Below are 26,991 nucleotides of genomic sequence, written 5' to 3' on the forward strand. Positions count from 1 at the left end.
CGACCTATCGCCCCTATTGCCCGGGATCCGAGCGGAGTATCGTGGATCCGGGCAGGCCGGTCCCGTCCGGTCCGGCAGCCATCAGTGCTCACAAGCGTCATATCGGCGACCGCTTAGGAGGGCCCATGCCTTCAGCTACCGTCCCCATACCGCAGCCTCCCCCGCGGCCGGTAGTCGGCAACTTGCCCGATATCGACTCCAGCAAGGGCATTCTGGGGCTGGTCGAGGTGGCCGAGCAGTACGGCCCCATCGTCCGCATCCAGTTCTTCAACCGCAGCATCATCGCTCTCTCCTCCCAGGAGCTCGTCAACGAAGTGTGCGACGAATCCCGCTTTGGCAAGGTGCTCGGCGTCGCGCTCCGGGAGGTGCGGCAATTCGCCGGCGATGGCTTGTTCACCGCGGAAACACGGGAGCCCAACTGGCAAAAGGCGCACCGGATCCTGATGCCGGCGTTCGGACCGGCGGCGCTGAAGCGGATGTTCGTGGGCATGGACGACATCGTCGAGCAGCTGCTGCTCAAGTGGGAACGGCTCGGCCCCACGGCCCGGATCGATGTTCCGGACAACACCACCCGCCTGACGCTGGACACGATCGCCCTGTGCTCGTTCAAATACCGGTTCAACAGTCTCTACCGGGAGGAGATGCATCCCTTCGTCGGGGCCATGGTCCGTGCCCTGGTCGAATCCGGGGACCGGGCCCGCAGGCTCCCGGTGCAGAACAAGATCATGCTGCGCCGGCGGCACCAGCTCGAGGAAGACAATGCTCTAATGTTCGAGGTCGCCGAGCAGATGATCAGCGACCGGCGGCGCAATCCCAGCCCTGCGGGCAGCGAGGATATCGTCGACACCATGCTCAACGCCGCTGACCCGGTGACCGGCGAGCGGCTGTCCGATGAGAACATCCGCTACCAGATGGTCACCTTCCTCATCGCCGGCCATGAAACCACCAGCGGCCTGCTGTCCTTCACCCTCTACGAGCTGATGCGGCATCCGGCAGTCCTGGCCAAGGCGCACGCCGTGGTGGACGAGGTCCTGGGCACCGAAAGCGCCAGGTTCGAGCACCTGCCCCGGCTGGGATACCTGGACCAGGTCCTCAAGGAAACCCTCCGGCTTTGGCCCACCGCCCCCGCGTTCAACGTGGCCCCGTTCGAAGACACGACGCTGGGCGGACGCTACGACGTCCCCGCGGGGCAGCCCATCATGGTCCTGCTCCCGCGGCTGCACCGGGACAAGGCGGCGTGGGGCGAGGACGCCGACATCTTCGACCCGGAGCGGTTCTCGCCCGAGCGGGCCGCGACCATCCCGGCCAATGCCTGGAAGCCGTTCGGCAACGGGCAGCGCTCCTGCATCGGGCGGGGCTTTGCCCTGCAGGAGGCCATGCTATTCCTGGCCAAACTCCTGCAGCGCTTCGACATCACCCCGGCGGACCCGGGCTATGAACTGCAGATCAAGCACACGCTGACGATGAAGCCGGAAGGGCTGTTCATCCATGTGCGCCGGCGGGACGTCCGGATCGACGCCGCCAGCCATGCCGCCGTCGAACATGCCCGGCAGGCGGAAACACCGAGCGCCGCCCCCAACGGCATCCCGATCCGGGTGCTCTACGGTTCGAACGCCGGCACCTCCCAGGACTTCGCCCAGCGCATTGCCAACGACGCCGGACGGCGCGGCTACAGCCCCACCATCGGCCCGCTTGACGAGGCAGCCGGCGGACTGCCGACGGAGGGGCTCGTCGCGATCGTGGCCTCCTCCTACGAGGGGCAGCCGCCGGACAACGCCCGGAAATTCCTGGCCTGGACCGAAGGCCTGCCGCCGGGCAGCCTCACCGGGGTGCGGTACACGGTCTTCGGCAACGGCAACAAGGACTGGGCGCGAACATACCAGCAGGTGCCCAAGGCCATCGATTCCCGGCTCGAGGCCGCCGGCGCCGTGCGGATCTATCCCCGGGGCGAGGCCAACGCCCGCGGCGACTTCTTCGGCGATTTCGACGAGTGGTATGCGGGATTCTGGCCCGCCGTCGACGCCGCCCTCGGGCAGCGGACCAGCCCACCGGCCGCGCAGCCCCAGCTTGAACTTCAGTTCGTGGGCAACGTCCGGGACCCGCTGCTGCGCCAGAACGGCCTCGCCCTCGGCACCGTCGTCGCCAACCGGGAGCTGGTCGATCTGGCCAAGCCCGGCGCCCGGTCCAAGCGGCATGTCGAGATCGCACTGCCCGAAGGGATGAGCTACCGGACCGGTGACTATCTGGCCGTGCTGCCGCTGAATCCCAGCGGACTCGTCCAGCGGGCGCTGGCCCGCTTCAACCTCGACTACGACTCGCACGTTCTCTTGAGCATGGAGCGCGGAGACACGTTCCTGCCCACCGGCGCGCCTGTGGCCGTGGGCGAACTGCTGAGCAGCTACGTCGAGCTGGCGGTCCCGGCCACGCGCACGCAGCTCGAGGACCTGGCCGATGTCGCGGCGGATCCGGCACACCGCAGGGAACTTGAGGCCCTGGCACAGGACCGCGAGCGCCATGCGGCCGAGATCCTCGACAAGCGCGTCTCCCTCCTGGATCTGCTGGAAACGTATCCGTCGTGCCAGCTGTCGTTCACCTCGTTTCTGCAGCTGCTGACCCAGCTGACACCCCGGCGGTATTCCATTTCCTCGTCCCCGCTGTGGAGCCCCGACCACGCGACCCTGACGTTCGCCGTCGTCCAGGCGCCCGCCTGGTCGGGTCGAGGCGTCTTCGAAGGCGCCTCCTCGACCTATCTCGCCCAGGCCAGGCCGGGGTCACGGATCGCGGTGACCGTCCGTCCCTCGAATGCGGCCTTCCACCCGCCCGCATCCTTGGCGGTCCCGCTCATCATGGTCTGCGCCGGGACCGGGCTGGCGCCGTTCCGCGGCTTCATCCAGGACCGGGCGCTGCGGGCCCAGGCCGACGGTTCGGCGCCGGCACCCGCCCTGCTGTTCTTCGGCTGCCGCGCCCCGGACACGGATTTCCTGTATCACGACGAACTTGCGGCGTGGGCGGACGAAGCTAACCTGGACCTCCGGCCGGTCTTTTCCACCGCACCCGAAGACGGCATGAAATACGTCCAGGACCGGCTCTGGGCCGACCGGGCAGACGTCGTCGAGCTGGTCAAACAGGGCGCCACGGTCTACGTCTGCGGCGACGGCAAGCACATGGCGCCGCAGGTGCGCGAGACGTGCGTGCAGATCTACCGTGAGGCCACCGGTGCCTCCCTGGCGGACGCCGAGGCGTGGATGGATGAGGTCGAACGCACCCACGGCAGGTACGTGGCCGACATCTTCACCTGATGATGCGCAGCCGCTCCCGCAGCCCGGCTGCGAGTCCGGCTATGGTCAGGAGGTCGAACAGGCCGCCGCCAATTTTCACGAGACGGCGGCGTTTGACCCCGGCGAGCCGGAGCCGGAGATGTACCCGGGTCCCGGTCCGGGCGCCCGGACCGTCACTCGGCTGCGGTCCAATGCCCGGCGCCGGCCGCAGCACGATCGCCCAGCTGACTGCCAGCGCGCCGCGTTGCGAACGGTGCACCAGGACCAGTGGCGGGTCCACGGCCACAATCTCGAAGGTGGCCCCGGGGACGCCCCAGTCGGCAATGACGTCTCCCACGCTGAGGTCCTGCAGCTCCGGGTCAACGGTCCGGAGGGCCCTGCGCCTGGCGGGGATCAGCGCTTCCGCCCAGCCGGGCAGGTACCAGCCGGAACGTTCCTTGCCCAGCTGGACGATCCACGGCCAGACGGTCTCGGGCGGGGCCGGCAGGTCGAAGGCTCGGTCCATCACAACGTCCGGGGCGGGGACCAGCGCATCGCCCGGCACGAGGGCCCGGACCTCGTCCGGGGACGGACCGACTCCCAGGAATCCGGTGTTCATGCGTGCCTTCCTGCCAGCGCTTAGCGGTGGTTGAACTCCGGCTGCCGCTTCTCAGTGAAGGCCGCCATGCCCTCTTTCTGGTCCTCGGTGGCGAACAGCGAGTGGAACACGCGCCGCTCGAACAGCACGCCCTGGGCCAGGCCGGTCTCGAAGGCCGCGTTCACGGCTTCCTTGGCCACCATCGCCACGGGCTTGGACTTGGAGGCGATCACCGTGGCGGCCTTCAGTGCCTCCTCGACGACGTCGGCGGCCGGGACCACCCGGGACACCAGTCCGGCACGTTCGGCTTCCTCGGCGCCCATGAACCGCCCGGTCAGGATCATGTCCATCGCTTTGGATTTGCCCACCGCGCGGGTGAGGCGCTGCGAGCCGCCCATGCCCGGGAGGACGCCGAGGTTGATTTCCGGCTGGCCGAACTTGGCGTTGTCCCCGGCAATGATGAAATCGCACATCATGGCCAGTTCACAGCCGCCGCCGAGGGCGAACCCGGACACGGCCGCGACCACGGGGATCCGGAGCCGGGTGAAGTCCTCCCAGCCGCGGAACCAGTCCGCCGCGTACATGTCCATGTAGCCCTTGGACTGCATTTCCTTGATGTCCGCGCCGGCGGCGAAGGCCTTGGCGGAGCCGGTCACCACCACCGCTCCCACGTCCGGGTCCTTGTCCATCGCGGTGACGGCCTTCACGAGCTCGTCCATCGTGGCCTTGTTGAGGGCGTTCAGGGCCTCCGGCCGGTTGAGCGTCACGAGGCCCACGCGGCCGCGGCGCTCCACCAGGATGTTCGCGTACTGTTCCGTCATGCGTGTTCCCCTTAGCTGGTTCTGAGCCTGCGTGGCCCTGAGCCTGTCTGGCTCCAGATGCTGCTGCCGCCCGGGACTAGTGCCCGGACGCGCCGGATTCTGATTTGTCGCGGATGTCGGTGATGATGCCGGAGAAGTCCCGCCCGGCACCGCCCTCCGCGGCAAAGGTATCGTAAATTTCGGAGGCGAGCGGGCCCAGGCGGGCCGCGACGCCGGTGCTCTGGAGCGCGTTGAGCGCCAGTTTGAGGTCCTTGGCCATCAGTGCCCCCGCGAATCCGGGCTGGTAGTCCCGGTTGGCGGGGCTCGTCGGGACCGGCCCCGGCACGGGGCAATTGGTGGTCAGCGCCCAGCACTGTCCCGAGGCTGCGGAGGCGACGTCGAACAGCGCCTGATGGGTCAGCCCGAGCTTCTCGCCCAGCACAAAGGCCTCGCTGACAGCGATCATCGAGACGCCCAGGATCATGTTGTTGCAGATCTTGGCCGCCTGGCCGGCACCGTGCCCGCCGCAGTGGACCACACGCTTGCCCATGACGTCCAGCAGCGGCTTGACGGCCTCGAAATCTTCAGGGAGGGCACCGACCATGAACGTGAGCGTGCCGGCCTCGGCGCCCACCACACCTCCGGAGACGGGGGCGTCGACGGCGTGGTGCCCGGCCGCGACCGCGAGCTCCGCGGCCTCGCGGGCCTCGTCCACGTTAATGGTGGAGCAGTCAAGGAACATGGTGCCCGGCGCCGCGGCCTCCAGCAGACCGGGCTGGCCGCCGGTGCCCCGGTAGGCGTCGAGCAGGTGCTGCCCGCTGGGCAGCATGGTCAGCACGACGGCGGCCCCCGCCGCGGCCTCGACGGCCGTCCCGGCGGTCGGAATGCCGTGTTCCCGGGCGGCGTCCAGGGCCGCCGGGACGACGTCGAACCCGGTCACGCCGTAACCGGCCTTGACCAGGTTAACGGCCATCGGGCCGCCCATGTGGCCGAGCCCGAGGAAAGCGATCCGGCCTTCCCGTGGTGTGGTCTCAGGCATTGTTCTTCTCCTTTGAAGAGAGCTTCAGTTCACGGTCGCCCAGCGGCGCAAAATAGGACTCGACGTCCTCGTTCGTCACGTCTGCGAGGGTGGCGGGCTGCCAGTGTGGCGTGCGGTCCTTGTCCACCACCTGCGCCCGGATGCCCTCGCGGAAGTCGGGGCCGGCAAGGAACCGCAGACCGACCCGGTACTCCTGTTCCAAGGCCTCCGCCAGGCTCAGCCCGCGGACCCGGCGCAGGGATGCCAGCGCCACTTTCACGGCCGTCGGTGATTTGGCGGTGATCGTGTCCGCGGCCTCGTCGGCTGCTTCTCCCCCAATAGTGCGCAGCCGGCGAACGATCTCCCCGGCGTCGTCACTGGAGTAGCAGGCGTCGATCCACCCGCGCTGTCCGGCGAGAACTGACTGGGGCGCCGGTTCGGCGAACCGTGCGACGACAGCGTCCGCCGGTTCGGTTTCGAGCGCCGCCGCCAGCTCCGGCAGCCGGGCCGAAGGCACGAAGTGGTCTGCAAGGCCCAGGAACAGCGCGTCCGCCCCGCTCAGGTGGCCGCCGGTTAGGGCCGCGTGCGTGCCGGTCTCCCCCGGTGCGCGGGACAGCAGCAGGGTGCCGCCGACGTCGGGCACGAACCCGATGGTCGTTTCCGGCATGCCCGAGCGGGTGCGTTCGGTGACGATCCGCACCGAACCGTGCGCGGAGATGCCCACCCCGCCGCCGAGAACCAGCCCGTCCATGAAGGCGACGTAGGGCTTGGGGTACTCGGCGATGAGCAGGTTCAGCCGGTATTCCACAGCCCAGAAGTCCGCGGTGGCATCGCCGCCGTCGAGCATGTCCCGGTAGATGGCCACGATGTCGCCGCCCGCACACAGGCCCCGGTCGCCGCCGCCCCGGACCAGCACCGCCGCGACGGCGTCGTCGTCGGCCCAGACCGTGAGCTGGTCCAGCATCGCGGCAGTCATTCCGGCGGTGAGCGCGTTGACGGCCTTGGGCCGGTTCAGCGTCACGACGCCCAGGCGGCCGCGGCGCTCGAACAGGACGTCGGCAGTCTCGTCGGCCCCCTGGTCCACCATCAGCTGCCTTCCGGCATGACGAAGCTGGCGCCCGTGCGAATGCCGGAGGGCCAGCGGGTGGTGACCGTCTTGGTCTTCGTGTAGAAGCGGAAGGCGTCGGCGCCGTGCTGGTTGAGGTCGCCGAAACCGGAGGCTTTCCAGCCGCCGAAGGTGTAGTAGGCGATCGGCACCGGGATGGGAACGTTGATGCCCACCATGCCCACCTGGACCCGGCTGGCGAAGTCGCGGGCGGCATCGCCATCGCGGGTGAAGATGGCCACGCCGTTGCCGAACTCGTGCTCGCTGCACAGGCGCAGCGCCTCGTCGTAGTCCTCCGCGCGAAGCACGCTGAGCACCGGGCCGAAGATCTCTTCCTTGTAGATCTTCATGTCCTTCGTGACGTTGTCGAACAGTGTGGGACCCACCCAGAAGCCGTTGTCGTAGCCCTCTACCTTCAGGCCGCGTCCGTCAGTGACGAGGCTGGCCCCCTCCTCGACGCCGGAGGCGATGTAGCCTTCGATCCGCTCCTTGGCGGAGGCCGCCACGACGGGGCCGAAGTCGGAATCCTTGGCCAGGCTGTGGCCGACCTTGAGCACGGCGATGCGCTCCTGCAGCTTCGCCACGAGGGCATCGGCGGTTTTCCGGCCGACCGGGACGGCCACCGAAATCGCCATGCAGCGCTCGCCCGCGGAGCCGAAGCCTGCCCCGATGAGGGCGTCCGCGGCCATGTCCAGGTCCGCGTCCGGCATGATCACCATGTGGTTCTTGGCCCCGCCGAAGCACTGGGCGCGCTTGCCGTTCGCCGCGGCGGTCGCGTAGATGTACTGGGCAATGGGCGTGGAGCCGACGAACCCGATGGCCTGGACGCGGGGATCCGCGAGCAGCGCATCCACCGCTTCCTTGTCCCCGTTGACCACGTTGAAGACGCCGTCGGGCAGGCCCGCCTCGGTGAAGAGCTCGGCCAGCCGGAGCGGCACGGAGGGGTCCCGCTCGGAGGGCTTGAGGATGAAGGCGTTGCCGGCGGCGAGGGCCGGGCCGGACTTCCAGAGCGGGATCATGGCCGGGAAGTTGAACGGCGTGATGCCGGCGACGACGCCGAGGGGCTGCCGCATCGAGTGCACGTCGACGCCGGTCCCGGCGCTGTCCGAGAACTCGCCCTTGAGCAGGTGCGGGGCGCCGGCAGCGAATTCCACGACTTCGATGCCTCGCTGGATGTCACCCTTGGCGTCGAGGAAGGTCTTGCCGTGTTCGGAGGACAGCAGGGTGGCGAGCTCGTCCATGTTCTGGTTGACCAGGTCCACGAACTTGAGCAGGATCCGGCCGCGCCGCTGCGGATTCATGGCGGCCCATGCCAACTGACCCTTCTCCGCGCTGGCAATGACGTTGCCCACCTCCTCGGCGCTGGCAAGCGGCAACCGGGCCTGGACCTCGCCGGTGCAGGGATCGTACACATCGCTGAACCGGCCGGAGGTGCCGTCCACCCGCTGCCCGTCAATGTAATGGGATAGCTCTCGAACCATGACCGAATGCTCCTTTGCATGTGACCTAGATCATCTCTCCAGCCGAATATACTCGGACTTCCTACTAATTTCCAGAGGACCGGTGGGAGGCGGCCGCTTCGTCCGCGGGCCAAGTTCGGTAAGTTAGGGACTGTGAAGATTGCTACCTGGAATGTGAACTCGCTCCGTGCCCGCGCCGACCGCGTGGAGGCTTGGCTTCAGCGCACTGACTGTGACGTCCTGGCCATTCAGGAAACGAAGTGCAAGGACGAGAACTTCCCATGGGAGCTCTTCGAGAACCTGGGCTACGAGGTGGCGCACTTTGGCCTGAGCCAGTGGAACGGCGTCGCCATTGCCTCCCGGGTGGGGCTCGACGACGTCGAACGCACCTTCCTGGACCAGCCGGTGTTCGGCAAGAACGGCAAGGACGCCGTGCAGGAGGCCCGGGCCATCGGCGCCACCTGCGGCGGCGTCCGGGTCTGGAGCCTCTACGTCCCCAACGGGCGCGCCCTCGACGACGAACACATGCCCTACAAGCTCAACTGGCTGGACACACTGAAAAACCATGCCGGAACCTGGGTCAAGGACGACCCCCAGGCACAGATTGCGCTGATGGGCGACTTCAATATTGCGCCTCTGGATGAGGACGTCTGGGACATCGACTACTTCCGCTCCGAGGGCCTCACCCACGTCAGCGAGCCCGAGCGCGCCGCCTTCCATGCTTTTGAGGAGGCGGGCTTCCAGGACGTGGTCCGCCCGCACGCCCCGGGGCCCGGTGTCTACACCTACTGGGATTACACGCAGCTCCGCTTCCCGAAAAAGGAAGGGATGCGGATCGATTTCATCCTGGCCTCCCCGGCGCTGGCAGCCCGGGTGACCGGTGCGATGATCGACCGCGAGGAACGCAAGGGCAAGGGCGCCTCGGACCACGCCCCGGTGATTGCGGAACTGGCGGACTGATGGCTGCCGCCGAGGGAAGCGTCGTGATCCAATGACGGGGAACATCTACCGCGGACAGGCCGGACTGCCGTTCTCGTCCGCGCTCCGGATCTACGAGCCCCTCGAGGCATTCCCCGCGCAGCAGCAGGAAACCCTGCGGGCAGCCGGCGCCGGGCAGGGATCGCGCGCCGCCGTGGAGAACGCCGAGCTGATGGCGTCCCTGGGCCGGATCACCCGTCCCGACGGGGATCCGTTTCCCACCGGCCGGACCGACCTCGTGCGCGTTGTCCCGGCCCCGGCCAAGCAGGCCTCGGCCGGTGCAGCGCACGACGCCGCGGAGTCCGGCAGCGGCACGGCCACGGCGGACCAGGCCGACCGGCTGTTGTATTGCCCCAGCCAGCTGGTCCTGCGCGCGGGGCTGGCGGCCAATGCGCTGATGGAAGGCATCCACGGGCCCCTGGCCCAGCTCCTGATTCCGGAGGAGCAGCGGGACAAGCATCAGGAGCGCATTGATGAGGTGCGGGCCCACGATGGTGTGAGCCGGGTCCACACCCGGGCGTCCACGTGGGGTATCCCGTTCAGCTGGTTCTGCCTTTTCCAGGAATCGGACCCCACCGACGTCGTGGAGTCCGAGGGTCACATTGTCACGGTCCGTATCCGCGTCGGCATCGGCAAGGCGCTGGAGCGCGTGAGTTATGCGGTGGCGCATCTGGCCATGGCCGCGCCCGATCTCGACATGCTCGAGGACCTGACCCAGCTCACGGAGTGGCTTGAGCTCTTCCACCCGGATTCCGTCGTGGAACTCGATTACGGCGCTGTGGCCGACAAGGTCTACCCGGACGATTCGCCGTTGGACGTGCGCCTGGGCATCGAGTGCCTGGCGGAAGGCGACATGACCGGGGCCGCCGCGGCCTACCGACGGCTGGCCTCGCGCTGGGTGCCGATCCGGCAACTGGCCCGCGCGTCCTAGATCCGAGGGACGGCCGCCGTGCCGGACGGCGCTAGGCGGACAACACTAGGCAGACGGCGCTAGGCGGACGGCTCCGGCCGGCGGTGCGACGGCGCCGTCGTCCTCCGCACGATCAGGCGGTGCGGCGCGACCGTGGACTGCACGGCCCCGGCGATTCCGTCGAGTTCGTCCAGCAGCATCTTGGTGGCGAGTTCGGCCTGTTCGTCCGGTTGCTGCCCCACCGTCGTGAGCCCCATGGCCTCGGCGAAGTCGTGGTCGTCGATGCCGATGACGGACAATTGCTCCGGCACCTGCACCCCGGCCTTGTTGGCCTCGAAGATGACGCCCATGGCCATCTCGTCCGAGGCGCAGAAGATTGCGGTGGGCTTGGGTCCGCTCCGGGCCCACAGGCGCCGGAACGCCTCCTGGCCGCTGCGAACGGTAAAGTCCCCCCACTCGTCCCATTCCGGCCGAACAGGCAGCCGCGCTTCGCGCATGACGTCCTGGAAGGCCTGGATCCGGACCCGGGGGACGTCGAAGTTGAGGTCGGTTTCGTCGTCGCCGTGCAGGAGCGCGATATCGGTGTGGCCGAGCCCGATCAGGTGCCGGACCGCGGTGGCCGCCGCGGCGTAGTCGTCGATGCCGATGTAGGGGCATTCCTCGACGTGCCCGCCCACGACCACGAGCGGGATATCGATCTTCTGCAGGTGCTCGATTTCCTCATGGGTGAGCGCCATACAAAGGACAAGCAGGGCGTCGATCTGTTTGTAGACCATGGTCTTGCTGAAGAGCCGCTCACGGTGGCTGCCGTGGCCGCCGAGGTTGAAGAGCGAGAGGTTGTACTGGCGGGCGTGCAGCTCGCGGTCTGCGCCCTCGATGGCCTTGGAGAAGAACCAGCGGCTGACGAACGGGGCCAGCACACCGATGGTCTTGGTCCGGCCTGTCGCCAGGCCGGACGCCGAGGACGAGGCAACATAGCCCAGGGATTCGGCGATGCCGAGGATCTTCTCCCGCGTCGCCGGGGAAACGCGGGGCAGTCCGCGGACGGCCCGGGAGACCGTAGCCGTGGAGACGCCGGCGGCGGCAGCGACGTCCTCGATGCTGACGCCGGAGTGGCCGCCGCGCTGCGCCCGTTCTACCCGTGCCACTTGTGTCCCCTTACTGACGGTCCGTGGATCCTGACGGCTGTCCGCAGACGTGCTGTGCCCCGCCTCCCCCGCGGCAGTTGAATAAAAGTGCTGGCCTCGCAGCCTAGCCGCGCCTGCTGGCTGTCCGGCGCGGCAGGCGCCGGCGCAGCCGGATCATCCCGTAGAGGGCCAGCAGTGCGACGAGCAGGCCCAGGGCCCAGCCGAGGGCGTCCTGGGCGGTCACCTCCATCCAGACGGTGACTACTAGCAGAACCAGGGCCCAGAAGCCGAGGAACCCGATGATGATGTCGAAGTCCTCGCCGGAACGCACCTTGCGACGCGATGCCGGCACATGGCCCTGGTTCTGCTCGTCTGTCACGACGCCGCCCTCACTCGAGGCCATCCTCACTTGACGGCGCCGGCGGTCAGGCCGGCCACGATCTTGCGCTGGAACACCAGCACCAGGATGACCAAGGGGATGGTCACGATGGTGCCCGCCGCCATGATCGCGGTGTACGGGATCTGGTTGGGCTGGGCGCCGGCGAAGCTGGCGATGGCCACAGTAACGGGCTGCGTTGCGTCGCTCGAGAGCTGGCTGGCGATCAGGAATTCATTCCACGAGGAGATGAACGCCAGGATGGCGGTCGTGAAGATCGCCGGCGCGGCCAGCGGCATGATGACCCTCCGGAAGGCCTGCCCCTGTGTGCAGCCGTCCACCCTCGCCGACTCCTCGAGCTCCCACGGCATCTCCCGGAAGAAGGACGTCATGGTGTAGACGGTCAGCGGCAGCACGAACGAGATGTTCGGGATGATCAGGGCCTGGTAGGTGCCCATCCAGCCGATGTTGGTGAAGAGCTGGAACAGCGGCGTGATGAGAGCGACGCCGGGGAACATGGAGGCCCCCAGGATGAAGCCCAGCACGAGGTACTTGAACTTGAAGTTCAGCCGTGCCAGCGCGTACGCGGCGAACACGCCGATCAGCAGCGACACCACGGTCACGACGGAACCGATGAACAAGCTGTTGAGCAGGGCTTGGCCGAAGTGGTTGCCGAACGAGGTGTCGAATGCGGTCTTGAAGTTGTCCAGCGTCACGTGGGTGGGCAGGATCGAGGTGTCGTAGGTGTAGCCGACGTCGCGGAACGCCGTCACTACCATCCAGTAAGCCGGGGCCAGGCACCAGATGAGGATCACAACCGCACTGATGTAGGTCCGTCCCTGGGCCCACTTCTCGCGGTTCTGCGCGGTCTTCCGGCCCCGGTCCTGCTCTGCGCGCAGCTCGGTTGCGGCGGTCGTCGCGGCGGTCATTTCTTCCCCTTACCTGCGCCGGTCTGCTGCTCCACCACGTTCGCCCCGAGGAAGCGTACAAAGATGAAGGCCACCAGAAAGATGATGATGAATGTGATGGTGGACAAAGCCGCCGCCGCGTTGAAGCCCTGCCTGATCTGGTTGATCACCAGGATGGACAGCGTGGTGGTGTTGTTGGCTCCGCCCGTCAGGATGTACGGGAGGTCGAACATGCGCAGCGCGTCCAGGGTGCGGAACAGGATAGCCACCATGAGCGCCGGCTTCACCAGCGGCAGGGTGATCATCCGGAAACGCTGCCAGGCGGAGGCGCCGTCGACCTTGGCCGCCTCGTACACTTCCGCGGGAATCATCTGCAGGCCGGCCAGAATCAGCAGCGCCATGAAGGGAGTGGTTTTCCAGACGTCGGCGATGATCACGGCCCACCTCGCCGGCCATTCGCTGCCGGTCCACAGGATGGACGTGTTGAAGAGTTTGTTGCCGATGCCTTCGAAGGCGAAGATGAACAGCCACAGCTTGGCCGTAACGGCGGTGGGGATGGCCCACGGCACCAGGACGGCTGCGCGGACCAGGCTGCGGCCGCGGAAGGCCCGTGCCATGATGACGGCCATCCAGAAGCCGAGCACGGTCTCCAGTGCCACCGTGACGATGGTGAAGAAGAACGTGGTGGCGGTGGCGGACCAGAACTGCGCACCTAGGGTTCCCGGCGGGCAGTCGACGGTTCCGCCGGACGGAGCAGGGCACTGCTGGAAAATCCAGTTGTAGTAATTCGAGAAGCCGGCCGGGCCACCCTCTACGAAGAGACCCGTGGCGGGGTCCAGACCAGCGTCCTTCTGGAAAGACATCACAATGGCGGTGATGATCGGGTACACGATCACCACTGACAATGCGAGGATGGTCGGCGCCAGGAGCCAGGCGGCCCAGCGCCCCTGCGTCGCGATGCGGTTGTCCTCTCCTACACCCTTGGGTGCGTGGTGGATCGGAGCACCGCCCGACGCCGGTGCCTTGACCGACGTCGGGCCTACTTCAGTTGCCATGATGAACCTACTGTCCCGCGCTAGCGGACTCGATGGACTTCTGCATGTCGGACAGGGCAGCGTCTACGGTCTTCTCGCCCTTGATGGCCGAGTACGCGTTTTCCTGGATGGCCTTGGTGACGGCCGGGTAGAACGGGGTGACCGGGCGCGGCACGGCGTTCTCGATCGAGGTCTTCAGGACCGGAAGGTACGGGAGCTTGGCGACGAGGTCCTTGTCTTCATAGAGCGAGCCGAGAACCGGGGCGAGCGAACCCTGCGTGGCGAAGAACTTCTGCGTCTCTTCCGTGGTGAGGAACTTCAGGAAGTCCAGCGCCGTGGCCTTGTTCTTCGAGTAGACGCTGATCGCGGCGCTGTGGCCGCCGAGGGACGAGGCGCCCGGACCGTCCTTGCCCGGGAGTGCGGTCATGCCCAGGACGTCCTTGACCTTGGATGAACCTTCCGTGGTGGCCAGGTTGTACACGTAGGGCCAGTTGCGCAGGAACAGCAGCTTGCCGTCCTGGAACGCCTGGCGGCTCTCCTCCTCCTGGAAGGTGATGGCTTCCTTCGGGATGCTGCCGTCGGCGTAGGCCTTGGCCAGGTTGGCCATACCTGCCTTTGCCTCAGGGGTGAGCAGGCTGGGCTTGCCGTCCGCGTCCAGCACGGCCCCGCCGGCGGAGTTGATCGCCTCGGAGGCGTTGACTGTCAGCCCCTCATACTTCTTGAACTGGCCCGAGTAGCAGCCCATGTTGTTGGCCTTGGCGATGGAGCACATGCTCATCATCTCGTCCCAGGTCTTCGGGGGCGTGGGAACCAGGTCCTTGCGGTAGTACAGGATGCCGCCGTCGGAAGATTCCGGTGCCGCGTACAGCGTGTTCTTGTAGGACGCTGCGACGACGGTCGGCTTCAGCATGGCCGAGGTATCCAGAGCCATCTTGTCCTTGAGCGGCTGCAGCCAGCCCTTGGCCGCGAATTCGGCGGTCCAGACGACGTCGACGCTGGCAACGTCGTAGCCGGCGTCCTTGGCCTGGAAGTGCTGGACGAGGTCGTCGTGCTGCTGGTCCGCCTGGTCGGTCTGCTCCTTGAAGGTGACCTTCTCATTCGGGTGGGCGGCGTTCCACTTTTCGATCAGCGGCCGGACCACGTTGCTGTTGTCCTTGCCCTGGACATACGTGATGGGACCGCGCCCGTCCAGGCCCTGCGAGGCAGCGTCGCTGCCGCCGCTGGAACTGCCGCCGCCTCCGCCGCCACAGGCCGAAAGGGTCAGTGCCAAAACGCCTGCTGTGGCGACGGGAAGTAGGAAATTGCGGGTTTTCATACTGGAGTGCTCCTCGCTGAGTACCGGTAAAAACGGCCGTGCAGTTGGTGTGTCGACCATCACAGTAATCAACAGTCTGCGGGGAATGCAAGCGTTTACATGAAACCTTAATACAAAGGAGACTTAGTAGTTCCGCTGGGGCCACCGGCCCTGGGGGCGGCCGACCCGCCGGTTCGGCCGCCCGGCACGCCCGGTTCAAGCGCCTACCGGGTATGTTGCGTCCACTTCACCGCGGCTTATCGGACGCGCTCGGCCCGGCCAAACCGCGACCGCGTCCCGGAGCCGATATGGATCAGGACCGGGGTGCGCTTGCCGATGACGGCGTCGAGCGCTTCCACGAGTGCGGAGACTTCGGCGGCGAGCGCGTGCGGCGCGACGCCCTGGCGCGGCTCAACCCGGATCTTCAGGGCAGGTTCCCCCCGGATCTCGTAGGCGGCAACGGTGACTCCCGCCAGGTCGGGCCGGTCCGCGAGGGCCGCGCGGAGCGCCTGTTCCGCCACTCCGCCGCTGATCCCGACATTGCCCGGGACGCCGCCCGGGTCCTCCTCGGCCGCGATCAGGCTGGTCCGGCCTTTGCCCTGCTGGGCGACCCAGGCGACCATCAGGGCCAGCACCAATACGAGCGCACCGCAGATGGCAAACCACAGCCAGCTCCCCTGGTGGCGGGGGAACTGCGTCCGTTCGAACAGGTCGAGCCAGTATTTCAAGACGCCGCCCGCCCACTCGTGCCACCAGACGCCGACGGCGGGGACGCTCGCGAGCAGCATCAGCAGGACGCCGATGGCGAGCAGCTTGATGCCGAGGATGCCGATCAGGATGCGGTTCAGGACTCTGGGAGTGTTGTTCATGCCCCCACCACCCCTGACGTGGCTACGTGGATCCGAACTTCCGGAGTGGGCGAGGGGCCCATGTCCTGCAGCTCCCGCCGCACGGCCTCAAGGACGGCGTCGGGGCGCAGCGGCACACCTGAGGTGGGCCGGACGTTAACCTCTACCCGGTTCCGCGAGACGATCACCATCACCTGGCCCTGTGTCACGTTGGCGGCCAGCCGCGCCCGGCGTGCCAGGGCCGCCGCGATCACTTCATCGTCGACTACGACGCCGGCCCGGCGGTCCGCGAGAAGGTGCCGCGCACGGCGTCCCGGCAGGACGGCATTGAGGAAGAAGAACAGGCCCGCCATGGCCACCACGGCGCCGGAGACGCCGAGCAGGAGCGGCGGAATCCCGGCCGGGAGGGCGACGGCACGCTCGGCCGCGGTCTGCGGATCTATGAGCCACGGCGGTTGCCCGAAGGCACGGACCGCCGTTTCAAGCAGCGCGTACCCGCACACCACAATGACCAGGGCGGCCGCCATCACGGAGACAACGGCACGCGATGAGTGGGTCTCCCGTTTGAGGATCCGTGCCATGCCGGCCGCACCGGAGCCTGGCATTCCGCTCGCCATCACCGCGCCGGCGTCGTAAGGGCCCGAGCCGACAGTGGCATCCCGGGTATCCTGGCTCAACGCACCCGCCCTCCCCCGTGTACGGTGGCCCCACTGATGCGGATGTCCACCCGACTCAGCTGTGCCCCGGTCAACGCGGTGACCCGGTGCAGGATTTCGGCCTTGGCGGCGACGGCTCGGTCCCAGATGGCACCGCCGAACCCGGCCACGCGCGCGGGGTCCCGGAGAACCGTGGTGAGGGGCGGGATCCCGATCGGCGTGACCAGCGAGAGCGCCAGCAGCCCGTCATCATCCGACCACTCGGCACGCACGCCCTGGGCCGGTACGCCGAGCGCCTCACCCGCGGCCGCCCGCGCCACGCTCGTCAGGGCCTGGGTGCTGATGCGGTTGTGCCCGGCCACCGCGGCGCCGCGGATCGGCGCCCCAGCCGTGATGCTCATGAGGAAGAACGCCGGCCCGTGAGGGCATCAAACACGCTGCGCAGGTCCAGTTTCCCCGCTGCGGCCCGGCCCAGCAGCGCGCCGATACCCATGAAGAAGAGCGCACCAAGGAAGCCCCAGGCTCCGAACTGGAAGGACATGAAGGCCACGAAGGCGCCCATGGCGATTCCCACAACCGTCAGATTCACTGGATTGCCTCCCTTACCGGCCGGACCTCGCCGGCGACGGCCGGTTTGGCCGGACCGGGCACATAGACGTCGTTGATCTCGATGTTTACCTCGATCACTTCAAGCCCCACCAGTTCCTCCACGGCGGAGTAGACGGCCGCCCGGATCTGGTCGGCGAGAGCCTGCAGGGGGGTGCCGTAGACCGCGACGAGGTCGATGTCCACGGCGACCTGCGTTTCGCCGACTTCGACGCGGACCCCCGCGCCGTGATCGGCGCTGCCGACGGCGTCGCGAATGGCACCGAGGGCCCGCGACGGTCCGGATCCCAGTGAGTAGACACCGGGTACCGCGCGGGCGGCGATGCCAGCGACCTTGGCGACGGCGGCTTCGGAAATGACCGTGCGTCCGGTGCCCGCCAGCGCGGGCCCGTCCACAGGACTGGCTACTTGACTGGGCGCTTGGCTGGGCGCCGGGCCGGCCATGGGACCCGCCACCGGCTGAGAATCTTGGTATTCCATGGAGCACTCCCCCTTCTCTTTGACACAACCCTAGTCCCTGCCTTGGGCCGTGCGGGGGAATCTTGCCGCGCCCGGTTACCCCGGCCGCCGCGAGGGCCGGAAGTGGGAGGTGCGTGGCGACCGCGGCGGCAAGGGCGGATCCGGTGGGCCTACTTACAGTTGGTGGCGATCCACTGGGTCACGGGCGCCATGGCGGCCTGGAGCTTTCCGCTGGAGAACACCGTCTGGTCGGTGACACCGGCGATTGCCACGTCCTTGAGGTTGGCGAAATCGGCCTTGAGGCTGTCCGGAACGCGCCCGGCGGTCTCGGCCAGCTCCGTCTTGGACTGTTGCAGCTCCGCCGTCTTGCCCTGGGCGGCCGACAGCGGCAGGAGGGTGGCGCCGGTGGCCTGCTCCGAAATCTTAGTGCACGCCTCGGCGGCGCTGGCGAAACCGCCGAAGGGTCCGGACGTCGCGGTGGGGCTTGGCGTGGCGGACGCGGGCGCCGGGGCCGCGTCTGCGGCGGACGACGGAGCGCTTGCGGCTTGCGGTGCCGAGCAGCCGGTGAGGGCCAGAGCGGCGAGGAGGGCGGTTGCGGCGAGAGGACGGGCAATATTCTTCGAAGTCACTTTGCAGAATCACTTTTCGGTTGAGATTGCGCCGCCCGCCCGGAAAGGGCTGCCGGCGGCCTTGGTGTTCTTTCCCCAGCGTGCGAGTCTAGCCCGCCCGCCTGAACGGCCCGCAAACGGGCTCCCGCCGTCGGCCTCCCGCCGACCCATGCGCCGATTGCTCCATAACGGCCCTTTTGACCCGCCAGAAGGGCCGTTACGGAGCAATCGCTAGCCCATCGACGAGGGTGAGGTGGGGTTAAAGAAGAAAAGCACCAGTTCTAAAAGAACTGATGCTTCCCAGTGGTGGCTCCGACCGGCGTCGATCCGGTGACCTTTCGATTTTCAGTCGAACGCTCTACCAACTGAGCTACAGAGCCTAGGTGACATGTCACCTTGACGGCCGGAATTTCTTCTGGCAATCAGAGCGACCCTGACGGGACTTGAACCCGCGACCTCCGCCGTGACAGGGCGGCGCGCTAACCAACTGCGCTACAGGGCCTTGCTTGTTTACTGCTTGTACTGCGTGTTTCTTGCTCACTGCGGTATCGCTACCGCAATTTTTCAAGGCCTTTAGCCTACCAGACTTTTTCATCCGGTTTGACCACTTCCTTGCGTACCCCCAACGGGATTCGAACCCGTGCCGCCGCCGTGAAAGGGCGGTGTCCTAGGCCGCTAGACGATGGGGGCCAGGACGCCATCCGGTTGAACACTTCTGGGCAAAAATTAAGGGCCGAAGCCTTTCGTTTTTGTCCTTTCGGGTTCCTCCGAACTGGACTATAAAACTATAAGGGCAGACCCCCGGTTTATCCAAAATCGGCCAGGAACAGCCATCGCCGGGGGCCGCGCCGCCCGCCCGTCCGCCTTGGAACGCCTGGCGGGAAAGCCCGCCCGCTCACGCGCGCAGGCCGGCTCAGCTCAGTAGGAGCACCGCGAGGGTGATCATCACGACGGCGATCCCCGCGTCGAGCACCCGCCATGCCGCCCGCCGCCGGAACACTGGCGCCAGGAACCGGGCCCCCGCGCCCAGTGCGGTGAACCATGCGATGCTCCCGAGTCCGGCCCCGGCAGCGAACCACCAGCGCCCGGACTCGCCGTGGGCCGCGGCGAGGGACCCGAGCAGCAACACGGTGTCCAGGTAGACGTGCGGGTTCAGCCACGTGAAGGCCAGGCAGGTGCCCAGTACGGCTCCCCGGGCGCCGCCCGGCCTGTCTCCGGAGTGGTCCATCTGTTCGCCCCGGACCGCACGCCGGGCCGCGAGCGCCCCGTAGGCGAAAAGAAACGCTGCGCCCGCCCAGCGGATCACCACGAGGGCGGCGGGTGCCCGGTCCAGGAGGACGCCGATGCCCGCCACGCCCAGCAGGATCAGGACCAGGTCCGACGCTGCGCAGACTGCCACGACCATGGCGACGTGCGAGCGCTGGATGCCTTGGCGGAGGACAAAGGCGTTCTGCGCGCCGATGGCAACGATGAGGGACAGTCCGGCGGAGAGGCCGGAGAACAGAGGAAGGATCACCGTTCCACGGTAGGTGTCCGGCTCGGATGAAACCAGTTAAAGTTTCTTCCCGAACATAAGATGATCTAATGATCGACATTTCCCCTGAACAGGCCCGGACGCTGGCCGCCATTGTCACTCACGGAAGTTTCGACGCCGCTGCCGCCCACTTGTCCGTGACGCCCTCGGCCGTCAGCCAGCGGATCCGCGCCCTCGAGACGGCCGTCGGCAGGCCGGTCCTGACCCGGGCCCGGCCGGCCGGTCTCACGGAGTCCGGCCAGGCTGTGGTGCGGTTCGCGAGGCAGCTTGAGCTGCTGTCGGCCGACCTTGCCGAGGAGCTGCAGCCCGAGGAATTCTCGGGGCGGACGCGCCTGACACTGGTGATCAACAGCGATTCCTTGCACACCTGGGCGCTGGCCGGTCTCGCGGCGGCCAGCGACAACATCCAGCTGGAGATCGTGCGCGAGGACCAGGAGCACTCGCTGGACCTCCTGCGCGCCGGCGCCGCGGCTGCCGCGATCACGGCTACGGCGACGCCCGTGCCCGGGTGCTCGTCCCGCAAGCTCGGCATCATGCGCTACCTGCCCGTATGCGCGCCGGACTTCAGCCGCCGCTGGTTCGATTCCGGCGTGAACGCAGCGGCCCTGGCCAAGGCCCCCGTCCTGGTTTACGACCGCAAAGATGATCTGCAGGACCGCTGGCTGCGCCGGTTCAGCCGCACACCGCCCCAGGCACCACGGCACTACGTACCGGCCGCCCAGGAGTTTGGCGATGCCATCCGTTGGGGCATGGGCTGGGGGATGATCCCGGAGATCGAAATCGGCGAAGACCTCCGGAACGGAACGCTCGAGACGCTCACTCCCGGCGCGCATGTGGACGTCGCCCTCTACTGGCAGCAATGGCGGCGCGGCTCGGCGGCGCTGACGGAGGTCGCGGGCTCGGTCCAGGCGGCGGCCCGCGTCCTCCGCTGAAGCCGCCTGCCGTCCCGGGCCATGTACCTTGGCGGCACTTTGGCAGAAGTTTGGCGGAAAACCGTCTAGACGTGACCGATTTCCGCCAGCTGAGGCCGGGGGCGAGAGGCTAGATTTGCAGCATGGCAACAACCGCCGAAACAGGCTCTCCCAGTCCGGACCACACCCAGCCGGCCGGCACGCACGACGTGCCCAACCAGGCGGTCACCCCCGCCCCCGTCCGGGCGGTCACCTCCGCCACCGTCCAGCCGAAGGGCCCGACCGGCACCCGCCGCCCCGGAACCCCCGGCCAGCCGGCCCCGATCAGCAGGCTCGGCATCGCCGCCGTCGTCGTCACCGTGGTGCTGTGGGCTTCCGCTTTCGTGGGCATCCGGGCCGTGGGCCCGAGCTTCTCCCCCGGCCCCCTGACGCTCGGGCGGCTGGCCGTCGCCGCCGTCGTACTGGGCCTCCTGGTGGTGCCGAAGCTCAGGGGACTGCCCCGGGGCCGCGAATGGTGGCCCATCCTGGCCTACGGCGTCATGTGGTTCGGAGGCTACAACGTGGCGCTCAACGCCGCCGAGCACATGCTCGACGCCGGCACGGCCGCCCTGCTGATCAACGTCAACCCCATCCTGGTCGCCGTGATGGCCGGTGTGATCCTGAAAGAGGGCTTCCCGCGCTGGCTGATCATCGGCAGCCTGATCGCTTTCGGCGGCGTGGCCGTGATCGCCCTCGGTTCCGGCCAGCGGTCGACGGCGGACGTGGCCGGCGTGCTGCTCTGCCTTCTCGCGGCCGCGCTGGCCGCAGTAAGCGTGATCGTGCAAAAACCGGTGCTCCGGAAGTTCCCGGCCGCCCAGGCCACGTGGTTCGGCATTATGGTCGGCGCCATCTGCTGCCTGCCCTTCAGCGGCCAGCTGATCAGTGAACTGCAGGCCGCTTCCCTGCCGGCCACGCTGGGACTGGTGTACCTGGGCATCTTCCCCACCGCGATCGCCTTCACCACGTGGGCCTACGCGCTGTCCCTGATTGACGCCGGACGCCTCGCCGCCACCACCTATCTGGTCCCGGGCACCACGATCCTGATCTCCTGGCTGGTACTGGGCGAGATTCCGACCATCTGGGGCCTGGTGGGCGGCGTGATCTGCCTCGTGGGCGTGGGGCTGACGCGGCGCCGGTCCCGCTAGAGTTTCCCCATGACCCCGTCCCTGCCGCCCGGCCTGCCGATCATTCCAAACGGCGGGGACGACGGTGACGGTCCGGAAGGCGGCCCGTTCCCGATGTCCGAGGACGACTTCGAGGCCGCCGTGAGCGACGCCCTGGACCGGATCCCGCCCGAACTGGCACATACCATGAGCAATGTCGCGATCTTCATCGAGGACGACTACACCCCGCAGCCCGGCGAGGACCCGGACACCGTGCTGCTGGGCCTCTACGAGGGGGTTCCCCTGACCGAGCGGGACTCCTGGTGGGACGCAGGCTCGCTGCCGGACCGGATCACGATCTACCGCCAGCCCATCCTGGAGATCTGCGCATCCCGCGAGGACGTGATCGAGGAAGTCACCGTGACCGTGGTGCATGAGATCGCGCACCACTTCGGCATCAGCGACGAACGCCTGCACGAGCTCGGCTGGGGCTAGCCTTAGAGGCATGGGACACGACCACAGCCACTCGCACGGCATCACCGCCACCGGGAAACATCGGAAGCGCCTGATCGCCGTCCTGGCCATCACGCTCGCTGTGGTGCTCGTGCAAACCATTGGCGCCGTCATCTCGGGCTCCCTGGCGCTGCTCGCCGACGCCGGCCACATGCTCTCCGACGCCGCCGGCGTCTTCATCGCCCTGCTGGCCGCATGGATCGCCACCCGGCCCGCCAGCGACCTTCGCACTTACGGATACCAGCGCGCCGAGGTCTTGGCCGCACTGGCAAACGCCCTGGTCCTGATCGTCATCTCGGTGGTGATCTTCACCGAAGCGATCCGCCGGCTCGGCTCGGCCCCGGAGGTCCACACCGACGTGATGCTGTCCGCTGCGATCCTCGGCGCCGTCGCCAACCTGGTCTCCCTGCTGATCCTGCGCGGCGCCCAGAAGGAAAGCCTCAACGTCCGCGGCGCCTACCTGGAGGTCCTGGGCGATCTGCTGGGATCCTTTGCCGTCATCGCGGCGGCGCTGGTCATCATGATCACCGGATTCCAGGCGGCAGACACCATTGCCTCGATCCTCATTGCCCTCATGATCCTGCCGCGGGCCTGGCACCTGCTGCGCGACGTCGTGGACGTGCTCCTCGAGGCCACCCCCAAGGGCGTGGACGTCCAGATGATCCGCGAGCACATCCTCGCGGTGGACGGCGTGGTCTCCGTCCACGACATCCACATCTGGACCATCACCTCGGGCGTCCCCGTGTTCTCCGCGCACGTGGTGGTGGAGGACGCCGCGCTCGGCGCCCGTGGCGCCGACCGGGTCTTGGACAAGCTCACCGCCTGCCTGGGCTCCCACTTCGACACGGAACACTGCACCTTCCAGCTGGAACCCGCCACCCATTCGGAGCACGAAGCGCACCAGCACGCCTGAGCGACGGGAGCGCGTTAACCCGGGGCAGGCCGCCGTCGCCGCTGGCGTTCAGGCCGCTGGTCCGGCCGCTGCCCCGGGCGCCGTTTGCTGCATGCGTTCCTCCCTGCGCTGCCCCGGGCCCGCCTGACGCGCCGCCGATAACCTGTCCCCGGCCGGACACACCCCGCGCAAACGTGGCTAAATGACACCAATGTTGTTTATGTTGTTGGTGTGACTCGTGTTGCCAAAGTGGTCTTTGGCACGTAGCCTCATGCCTGCTGGGTAATCCGCAGAGGGGCTTCTTCACGTGCCAAATCCAACCTCGCTCATTCCAGCCTTAGACTTCAGCGAGGTTTGCCCATGAGCTGGACCGGATCCGGTCGCAAGACGGCTGTGCTGTGCACCGCCGTCGTCCTCCTTGGAACGCTCGCGCTCCCGGCGCAGGCCTCTGCACTGACTCTTGGGCAGGCACGCGGATCCCTGCCGGCCGCCGGCCGGGTTCCGGCGTCGCCGGAGATCCCCTCGCCGGAAGAGATTGCCGCCGCCAAGTCCAGTGAAAGCGCGACGGCGGCGGAGGTCACCAGGATCGACGGGCTCCTGGCCGATGCCTCGGCCGCCCAGGAAACCAGCCTCGGCGCATCCCTGCAAGCGAACAACGCCTACGGCGAGGCCCTCGTGGAGCTCGCCACCCGGCGTGACGCGGCCACTGTCGCAGCAGCCAGGGCTGCCGCCGCCGAGGCCGAACAGGCCAAGACCCGCAAGCAGGTCGGCCAGCTGGCCGGCGATTTGTACCGCAACGGCGGCCTGAATCCGGCCCTTAGCAGCTTTGTCAGCGGCACCGGGCAGGCGCTCGAAGATGCCGCCACCCTGGAGGCCGTGACGGCCGGACGCGCCCGGGCCTTCCAGTCCGCGGAAACCGCGGCCGCCGCCGCGCAGTCGTTGACGGAGGCCGCGGCAGATGCCAACCGCGCCGCCGACGAGGCGGCCACGACGGCGGAAGCCCGCAAGACCGACGCCGACCGCGCGACGGCTGCCCAGCGCCAGGCCGTGGCAGATGCCAAAGCCCAGCGGTCCGCCCTGGTGGATCAGCTGGCAAGCCTCAGGAACACCACCGCGGCGCTGGAGTCGGCCCGGGTGGACGCCCTCGACCGGCAGCGCCAGCAGGAACGGCTGGCGGCCCTGACCGCCGCTGCCGGCTCCGCCCCGCAGCCGGGCACCGGCTCCCAGCCTGCTTCAGGTTCCCAGCCGGCCCCGGCATCACCGGGAGGAGGCGGTTCGGCCGCCCCGCAGCCAGCCGCGCCGGCCCCCGCCCCGGTCGAGGTGCCGCCCGCTGCTGCCCCGGAACCCGCGCCCGCTCCTGCGCCTGCGCCGGCTCCGGAGCCCGTTCAGGCACCGGCACCGGTACCCGTTCCGGTTCCTGTGCCCGTCCCGGTTCCCGCGCCGATTGCGGGCGGGTCAAACCAGACGGCCATTTCGGTGGCGCTTGGCAAGACCGGATCGCCGTACTTCTACCAGTACGGCGGAACCGGGGCCTACGGGTTTGACTGCTCGGGCCTGGTGCAGAATGCATTCGCCGCGGCCGGCAAGTACCTGCCGCGCACGGCCTCCCAGCAGTTCGCGCAGGCCCCTGTCCACGTACCGCTCTCCCAGGCCCGTCCCGGCGACTTGCTCGTCTGGGGTTCACCTCCGGGGTTCTACCATGTGGCCATCTACCTCGGCGGCGGCCGCGTGGTCCAGGCCCTCAATCCCGACGCCGGCATCACCGTCACCGATGTGGCCGCCATGTCCGGGATGCAGCTCTATGGCTACGCGGCCCGCTACTGAGAGCCGCTACTAGGTCCCGCTAGCCGGGTCCTTCGGTTGGTCCCGCTCGTGGGGCCAAGCCCCTGGGCGCCGGGTTTTGAGACGCGAGGGCCTGGTCCCGGAGCTAGGAGAGCACGTCCTTGGTGATGAAACGGCCGTAAGCCAGCGCACCGAAGACGGCGACGTAGCCGGCCTGCAGGACGGCGTTGGCGGCGAAGGAGTCCCAGGAGAGCGGCTGGCGGAGGAGATCGCCAAAGTCCAGCCAGTAGTGGCTGAACAACCAGGGATGCAACCACTCAAGTTGCGGCAGCGCGTCCAGGACCTGCGCAACGACCGAGAGCACCACGGTGGCCGCCATGGCCCCGACCGGAACGTCCGTCAGGGTGGAGATGAAGAGTCCGATCGCGGACAACCCCAGCAGCGAAACCGCCAGATAGGCGGCGATCAGCAGCAGCCGGACCATGGCCTCGCCGGTACCGATCGTGTCGCCGGAGAGCAGGGTCACGGGTCCCACGGGGAAGAGCGCCGCGCCGATGCCTGCTCCGACCATTGCCACGACGAGCGGGGCAACGACCACGAACAGTGCCGCGCCGGCATATTTGATGAGCAACAGGCGGACCCGCCCGGCCGGAGCCACCAGCAGATACCTGAGGGTTCCCTGCCCGGCCTCGCCGGCGATCGTGTCTCCGGCCACCACGCCGACAGTCAGCGGCAGGAACAGCGGAACGGAGACCACCATCGCCGTGACGCCTACGAACAGGCCGTTCTGGGTGATCCTGTCCAGGAAGGCGGGCCCCCGGCCGGCCGGCACGGCCGAGGAGACCCGCACGGCCACGGCAATCAGGATGGGGATGGCCGCCAGCGCGCACAGCATGGCCCACGTCCTGCGGCGGCGGAACAGCAAGCCGAGTTCAGAGGCCAGCAGGCCCCCGGTCACGGACCGGCGTCGGCCCGGCAGGCTCGCCGCCGTAACGTCGGTGGCGGCGTCACCGGCCGCTCCGCTGGGGCCGCCGGTCGGGCTGCCTGATGGGGCCCCCGACGGGCCGCCCGCGGATGAGCCGTTACTGGACAACGTCGAACCCCTCCCCCGTCAACGCCACGAAGCGGTCCTCCAGGCTGACCTGTTCGGTCGCGAAGCCGCGGACCCGGACCCCCGCTGCCACGAGGGCGGCCACCACGGCTTCGGGTTCCACGTCTTGCGGCCCCGCGTCCGCGGCCCCTGCCGTTTCCCGGGCCGCCGGGGCCGGCGCTGCCGCCGGTGCAGGCAGCGGCGCGAAAAGGACCGCGTCGGGCCCCGCGGAAGCGGCGCCGTCGGGACTCACCGTGGCGGTCAGTCCCAGCCCGGCTAGCACGTGTGCCGCGGTGCCGGGGTCCGGCGTCAGCACGCGGATCCGCGCCTGGCCGGCCCGGCGCAGCTCTGCCAGGGTTCCCTGCGCCACTAGGCGTCCCGCGCTCATGATGGCCGCATGTGTGCAGATCTGTTCCACTTCGGCGAGCAGGTGGCTGGAGACGAACACCGTGGCGCCGTCGGCCGCGAGCGAACGCACCAGGCTGCGCACTTCCCGGGTGCCCTGGGGATCCAGTCCGTTGGTGGGTTCGTCCAGCACCAGAAGGTCCCGCGGCGCCAGCAGGGCGTTGGCGATCCCCAGCCGCTGCTTCATGCCCAGTGAATAGGCGCGGACCTTCTTGTCCGCGGCGTGCGTCAGGCCCACCCGGTCCAAGGCCGACTGGATCCGGGCCCGCCGCGTGGCGGCCACCCCGTAGGGATCCGCGGCGTCCATGCGGTGCAGGTTGGCGGCGCCGGAGAGGAAGGGGTAGAAGGCTGGCCCCTCGACCAGGGCGCCGACCCGGGGCAGGACGTCATTGAGTTTCCCGGGCATCTCCTCGCCCAGGACGCGCATGGAGCCGCCGGTGGCCGAGGCCAAGCCCAGCAGGAGCCTGATGGTGGTGGTCTTCCCCGAGCCGTTCGGGCCCAGGAAGCCGAAGACGGCGCCTTTCGGCACGGCGAGATCGACATCGTCGACTGCCAGTTGATGGCCGAACCGCTTGGTCAGGCCCCTGGTCTCAATGCTCAGCTCGGTGCGCAGCTCGGCCGCCGGCCCGGCGGCGCTCACGCGGCCGTCACCGGCAGGTCCCCGGAAACCGGGCCGGTAT

27 protein-coding genes and 3 tRNA genes are annotated in these 26,991 nt (G+C 68.3%); 8 read left to right on the top strand and 22 right to left on the bottom strand.

What is annotated here, in order from left to right; genetic code table 11:
• Positions 1 to 125: 125 nt before the first annotated feature.
• Complete coding sequence (locus ABD243_RS01250; protein ID WP_344361173.1) at positions 126 to 3,299, top strand: bifunctional cytochrome P450/NADPH--P450 reductase; 3,174 nt, start codon at positions 126 to 128, stop codon at positions 3,297 to 3,299.
• On the opposite strand, the gene ABD243_RS01255 is transcribed toward ABD243_RS01250, so the two are convergent.
• From ABD243_RS01255 to ABD243_RS01275, 5 genes are all read right to left on the bottom strand, one after another.
• Positions 3,292 to 3,876, bottom strand: coding sequence for a hypothetical protein (locus ABD243_RS01255; RefSeq protein ID WP_344361177.1), 585 nt, complete (start codon positions 3,874 to 3,876; stop codon positions 3,292 to 3,294). The genes ABD243_RS01250 and ABD243_RS01255 overlap by 8 nt on opposite strands.
• 20 nt (positions 3,877 to 3,896) lie before the next feature.
• Positions 3,897 to 4,676 carry an enoyl-CoA hydratase gene (locus ABD243_RS01260; RefSeq protein ID WP_116765578.1) on the bottom strand — a complete coding sequence of 260 codons (780 nt, stop codon included), beginning with the start codon at positions 4,674 to 4,676 and terminating at the stop codon, positions 3,897 to 3,899.
• Positions 4,677 to 4,752: 76 nt separating this feature from the next.
• Positions 4,753 to 5,694 (bottom strand): 3-hydroxyisobutyrate dehydrogenase, encoded by a 942-nt coding sequence (gene mmsB, locus ABD243_RS01265; RefSeq protein ID WP_116765577.1) that lies wholly within the window; start codon positions 5,692 to 5,694, stop codon positions 4,753 to 4,755.
• On the bottom strand, positions 5,687 to 6,760 hold the full coding sequence (locus ABD243_RS01270) for an enoyl-CoA hydratase/isomerase family protein (protein ID WP_344361181.1): 1,074 nt from the start codon (positions 6,758 to 6,760) through the stop codon (positions 5,687 to 5,689). The genes mmsB and ABD243_RS01270 overlap by 8 nt, the downstream gene beginning before the upstream one ends.
• Positions 6,760 to 8,259 (bottom strand): CoA-acylating methylmalonate-semialdehyde dehydrogenase, encoded by a 1,500-nt coding sequence (locus tag ABD243_RS01275; protein ID WP_116765575.1) that lies wholly within the window; start codon positions 8,257 to 8,259, stop codon positions 6,760 to 6,762. Before ABD243_RS01275 ends, ABD243_RS01270 begins: the two co-directional genes overlap by 1 nt.
• A gap of 132 nt (positions 8,260 to 8,391) precedes the next feature.
• Here ABD243_RS01275 and ABD243_RS01280 point away from each other — a divergent pair, with 132 nt between their 5' ends.
• Positions 8,392 to 9,198: an exodeoxyribonuclease III gene (locus ABD243_RS01280; protein ID WP_116765574.1), complete on the top strand. Its 807-nt coding sequence runs from the start codon at positions 8,392 to 8,394 to the stop codon at positions 9,196 to 9,198.
• A gap of 31 nt (positions 9,199 to 9,229) precedes the next feature.
• On the top strand, positions 9,230 to 10,147 hold the full coding sequence (locus ABD243_RS01285) for a DUF8083 family protein (protein ID WP_344361186.1): 918 nt from the start codon (positions 9,230 to 9,232) through the stop codon (positions 10,145 to 10,147).
• A gap of 59 nt (positions 10,148 to 10,206) precedes the next feature.
• On the opposite strand, the gene ABD243_RS01290 is transcribed toward ABD243_RS01285, so the two are convergent.
• The 15 genes from ABD243_RS01290 to ABD243_RS01360 all read right to left on the bottom strand — a co-directional run bounded on the left by ABD243_RS01290 (position 10,207) and on the right by ABD243_RS01360 (position 19,558).
• Entirely contained in the window at positions 10,207 to 11,274 is a 1,068-nt protein-coding gene (locus ABD243_RS01290) for a LacI family DNA-binding transcriptional regulator (protein WP_344361188.1), read from the bottom strand.
• 103 nt (positions 11,275 to 11,377) lie between these two features.
• Positions 11,378 to 11,632: a hypothetical protein gene (locus ABD243_RS01295; RefSeq protein ID WP_202615757.1), complete on the bottom strand. Its 255-nt coding sequence runs from the start codon at positions 11,630 to 11,632 to the stop codon at positions 11,378 to 11,380.
• 26 nt (positions 11,633 to 11,658) lie between these two features.
• Positions 11,659 to 12,558, bottom strand: coding sequence for a carbohydrate ABC transporter permease (locus ABD243_RS01300; protein WP_344361193.1), 900 nt, complete (start codon positions 12,556 to 12,558; stop codon positions 11,659 to 11,661).
• A complete protein-coding gene (locus tag ABD243_RS01305) occupies positions 12,555 to 13,592 on the bottom strand; it encodes a carbohydrate ABC transporter permease (RefSeq protein WP_116765569.1) in 1,038 nt (345 codons plus the stop codon). Before ABD243_RS01305 ends, ABD243_RS01300 begins: the two co-directional genes overlap by 4 nt.
• A 7-nt stretch (positions 13,593 to 13,599) precedes the next feature.
• Positions 13,600 to 14,886 carry an ABC transporter substrate-binding protein gene (locus ABD243_RS01310; RefSeq protein WP_344361197.1) on the bottom strand — a complete coding sequence of 429 codons (1,287 nt, stop codon included), beginning with the start codon at positions 14,884 to 14,886 and terminating at the stop codon, positions 13,600 to 13,602.
• A gap of 236 nt (positions 14,887 to 15,122) precedes the next feature.
• A complete protein-coding gene (locus ABD243_RS01315; RefSeq protein ID WP_344361199.1) occupies positions 15,123 to 15,734 on the bottom strand; it encodes an Asp23/Gls24 family envelope stress response protein in 612 nt (203 codons plus the stop codon).
• Complete coding sequence (locus ABD243_RS01320; protein ID WP_344361723.1) at positions 15,731 to 16,330, bottom strand: DUF6286 domain-containing protein; 600 nt, start codon at positions 16,328 to 16,330, stop codon at positions 15,731 to 15,733. Before ABD243_RS01320 ends, ABD243_RS01315 begins: the two co-directional genes overlap by 4 nt.
• A 56-nt stretch (positions 16,331 to 16,386) precedes the next feature.
• A complete protein-coding gene (locus ABD243_RS01325; protein ID WP_116765565.1) occupies positions 16,387 to 16,770 on the bottom strand; it encodes a hypothetical protein in 384 nt (127 codons plus the stop codon).
• Positions 16,767 to 16,958 (bottom strand): hypothetical protein, encoded by a 192-nt coding sequence (locus tag ABD243_RS01330; protein WP_116765564.1) that lies wholly within the window; start codon positions 16,956 to 16,958, stop codon positions 16,767 to 16,769. The genes ABD243_RS01325 and ABD243_RS01330 overlap by 4 nt, the downstream gene beginning before the upstream one ends.
• Positions 16,955 to 17,455, bottom strand: a complete 501-nt coding sequence (locus tag ABD243_RS01335) for an Asp23/Gls24 family envelope stress response protein (RefSeq protein ID WP_344361203.1) — start codon at positions 17,453 to 17,455, stop codon at positions 16,955 to 16,957. Before ABD243_RS01335 ends, ABD243_RS01330 begins: the two co-directional genes overlap by 4 nt.
• A 149-nt stretch (positions 17,456 to 17,604) precedes the next feature.
• Positions 17,605 to 18,063, bottom strand: a complete 459-nt coding sequence (locus ABD243_RS01340) for a hypothetical protein (protein ID WP_344361206.1) — start codon at positions 18,061 to 18,063, stop codon at positions 17,605 to 17,607.
• A 283-nt stretch (positions 18,064 to 18,346) separates the two neighbouring features.
• A tRNA-Phe gene (locus ABD243_RS01345) sits at positions 18,347 to 18,422 on the bottom strand.
• A gap of 48 nt (positions 18,423 to 18,470) precedes the next feature.
• Positions 18,471 to 18,544, bottom strand: a tRNA-Asp gene (locus ABD243_RS01350).
• Between the two features lie 115 nt (positions 18,545 to 18,659).
• Positions 18,660 to 18,732: transfer RNA gene (locus ABD243_RS01355), tRNA-Glu, on the bottom strand.
• Between the two features lie 223 nt (positions 18,733 to 18,955).
• Positions 18,956 to 19,558, bottom strand: coding sequence for a LysE/ArgO family amino acid transporter (locus tag ABD243_RS01360; protein WP_116765561.1), 603 nt, complete (start codon positions 19,556 to 19,558; stop codon positions 18,956 to 18,958).
• Between the two features lie 68 nt (positions 19,559 to 19,626).
• On the opposite strand from ABD243_RS01360, the gene ABD243_RS01365 reads away from it, so the two are divergent.
• The 5 genes from ABD243_RS01365 to ABD243_RS01385 all read left to right on the top strand — a co-directional run bounded on the left by ABD243_RS01365 (position 19,627) and on the right by ABD243_RS01385 (position 24,858).
• A complete protein-coding gene (locus ABD243_RS01365; RefSeq protein WP_344361209.1) occupies positions 19,627 to 20,508 on the top strand; it encodes an ArgP/LysG family DNA-binding transcriptional regulator in 882 nt (293 codons plus the stop codon).
• A gap of 122 nt (positions 20,509 to 20,630) precedes the next feature.
• Entirely contained in the window at positions 20,631 to 21,671 is a 1,041-nt protein-coding gene (locus tag ABD243_RS01370; RefSeq protein WP_116765559.1) for a DMT family transporter, read from the top strand.
• 9 nt (positions 21,672 to 21,680) lie between these two features.
• A complete protein-coding gene (locus ABD243_RS01375; RefSeq protein ID WP_116765558.1) occupies positions 21,681 to 22,124 on the top strand; it encodes a metallopeptidase family protein in 444 nt (147 codons plus the stop codon).
• A 10-nt stretch (positions 22,125 to 22,134) separates the two neighbouring features.
• Positions 22,135 to 23,055, top strand: a complete 921-nt coding sequence (locus tag ABD243_RS01380; RefSeq protein ID WP_116765557.1) for a cation diffusion facilitator family transporter — start codon at positions 22,135 to 22,137, stop codon at positions 23,053 to 23,055.
• A 339-nt stretch (positions 23,056 to 23,394) separates the two neighbouring features.
• Positions 23,395 to 24,858 (top strand): C40 family peptidase, encoded by a 1,464-nt coding sequence (locus tag ABD243_RS01385; protein WP_344361216.1) that lies wholly within the window; start codon positions 23,395 to 23,397, stop codon positions 24,856 to 24,858.
• Positions 24,859 to 24,961: 103 nt separating this feature from the next.
• Here the strand turns inward: ABD243_RS01385 and ABD243_RS01390 are convergent, their stop codons facing one another.
• Together ABD243_RS01390 and ABD243_RS01395 are read right to left on the bottom strand one after the other, a co-directional pair.
• Positions 24,962 to 25,795, bottom strand: a complete 834-nt coding sequence (locus ABD243_RS01390) for an ABC transporter permease (protein ID WP_344361726.1) — start codon at positions 25,793 to 25,795, stop codon at positions 24,962 to 24,964.
• A gap of 103 nt (positions 25,796 to 25,898) precedes the next feature.
• Positions 25,899 to 26,951 (bottom strand): ABC transporter ATP-binding protein, encoded by a 1,053-nt coding sequence (locus ABD243_RS01395; RefSeq protein WP_344361219.1) that lies wholly within the window; start codon positions 26,949 to 26,951, stop codon positions 25,899 to 25,901.
• Positions 26,952 to 26,991: the final 40 nt, after the last annotated feature.

This window comes from Arthrobacter humicola (assembly GCF_039531445.1).
Lineage (GTDB): Bacteria > Actinomycetota > Actinomycetes > Actinomycetales > Micrococcaceae > Arthrobacter > Arthrobacter humicola.

Coding starts and splice junctions, on each gene's coding strand:
- ABD243_RS01250 (WP_344361173.1), top strand. CDS start 126: ATGCCTTCAGCTACCGTCCCCATACCGCAGCCTCCCCCGCGGCCGGTA.
- ABD243_RS01255 (WP_344361177.1), bottom strand. CDS start 3,876: ATGAACACCGGATTCCTGGGAGTCGGTCCGTCCCCGGACGAGGTCCGG.
- ABD243_RS01260 (WP_116765578.1), bottom strand. CDS start 4,676: ATGACGGAACAGTACGCGAACATCCTGGTGGAGCGCCGCGGCCGCGTG.
- mmsB (WP_116765577.1), bottom strand. CDS start 5,694: ATGCCTGAGACCACACCACGGGAAGGCCGGATCGCTTTCCTCGGGCTC.
- ABD243_RS01270 (WP_344361181.1), bottom strand. CDS start 6,760: ATGGTGGACCAGGGGGCCGACGAGACTGCCGACGTCCTGTTCGAGCGC.
- ABD243_RS01275 (WP_116765575.1), bottom strand. CDS start 8,259: ATGGTTCGAGAGCTATCCCATTACATTGACGGGCAGCGGGTGGACGGC.
- ABD243_RS01285 (WP_344361186.1), top strand. CDS start 9,230: ATGACGGGGAACATCTACCGCGGACAGGCCGGACTGCCGTTCTCGTCC.
- ABD243_RS01300 (WP_344361193.1), bottom strand. CDS start 12,558: ATGACCGCCGCGACGACCGCCGCAACCGAGCTGCGCGCAGAGCAGGAC.
- ABD243_RS01305 (WP_116765569.1), bottom strand. CDS start 13,592: ATGGCAACTGAAGTAGGCCCGACGTCGGTCAAGGCACCGGCGTCGGGC.
- ABD243_RS01310 (WP_344361197.1), bottom strand. CDS start 14,886: ATGAAAACCCGCAATTTCCTACTTCCCGTCGCCACAGCAGGCGTTTTG.
- ABD243_RS01315 (WP_344361199.1), bottom strand. CDS start 15,734: ATGAACAACACTCCCAGAGTCCTGAACCGCATCCTGATCGGCATCCTC.
- ABD243_RS01320 (WP_344361723.1), bottom strand. CDS start 16,330: ATGGCGAGCGGAATGCCAGGCTCCGGTGCGGCCGGCATGGCACGGATC.
- ABD243_RS01325 (WP_116765565.1), bottom strand. CDS start 16,770: ATGAGCATCACGGCTGGGGCGCCGATCCGCGGCGCCGCGGTGGCCGGG.
- ABD243_RS01335 (WP_344361203.1), bottom strand. CDS start 17,455: ATGGAATACCAAGATTCTCAGCCGGTGGCGGGTCCCATGGCCGGCCCG.
- ABD243_RS01365 (WP_344361209.1), top strand. CDS start 19,627: ATGATCGACATTTCCCCTGAACAGGCCCGGACGCTGGCCGCCATTGTC.
- ABD243_RS01370 (WP_116765559.1), top strand. CDS start 20,631: ATGGCAACAACCGCCGAAACAGGCTCTCCCAGTCCGGACCACACCCAG.
- ABD243_RS01375 (WP_116765558.1), top strand. CDS start 21,681: ATGACCCCGTCCCTGCCGCCCGGCCTGCCGATCATTCCAAACGGCGGG.
- ABD243_RS01380 (WP_116765557.1), top strand. CDS start 22,135: ATGGGACACGACCACAGCCACTCGCACGGCATCACCGCCACCGGGAAA.
- ABD243_RS01385 (WP_344361216.1), top strand. CDS start 23,395: ATGAGCTGGACCGGATCCGGTCGCAAGACGGCTGTGCTGTGCACCGCC.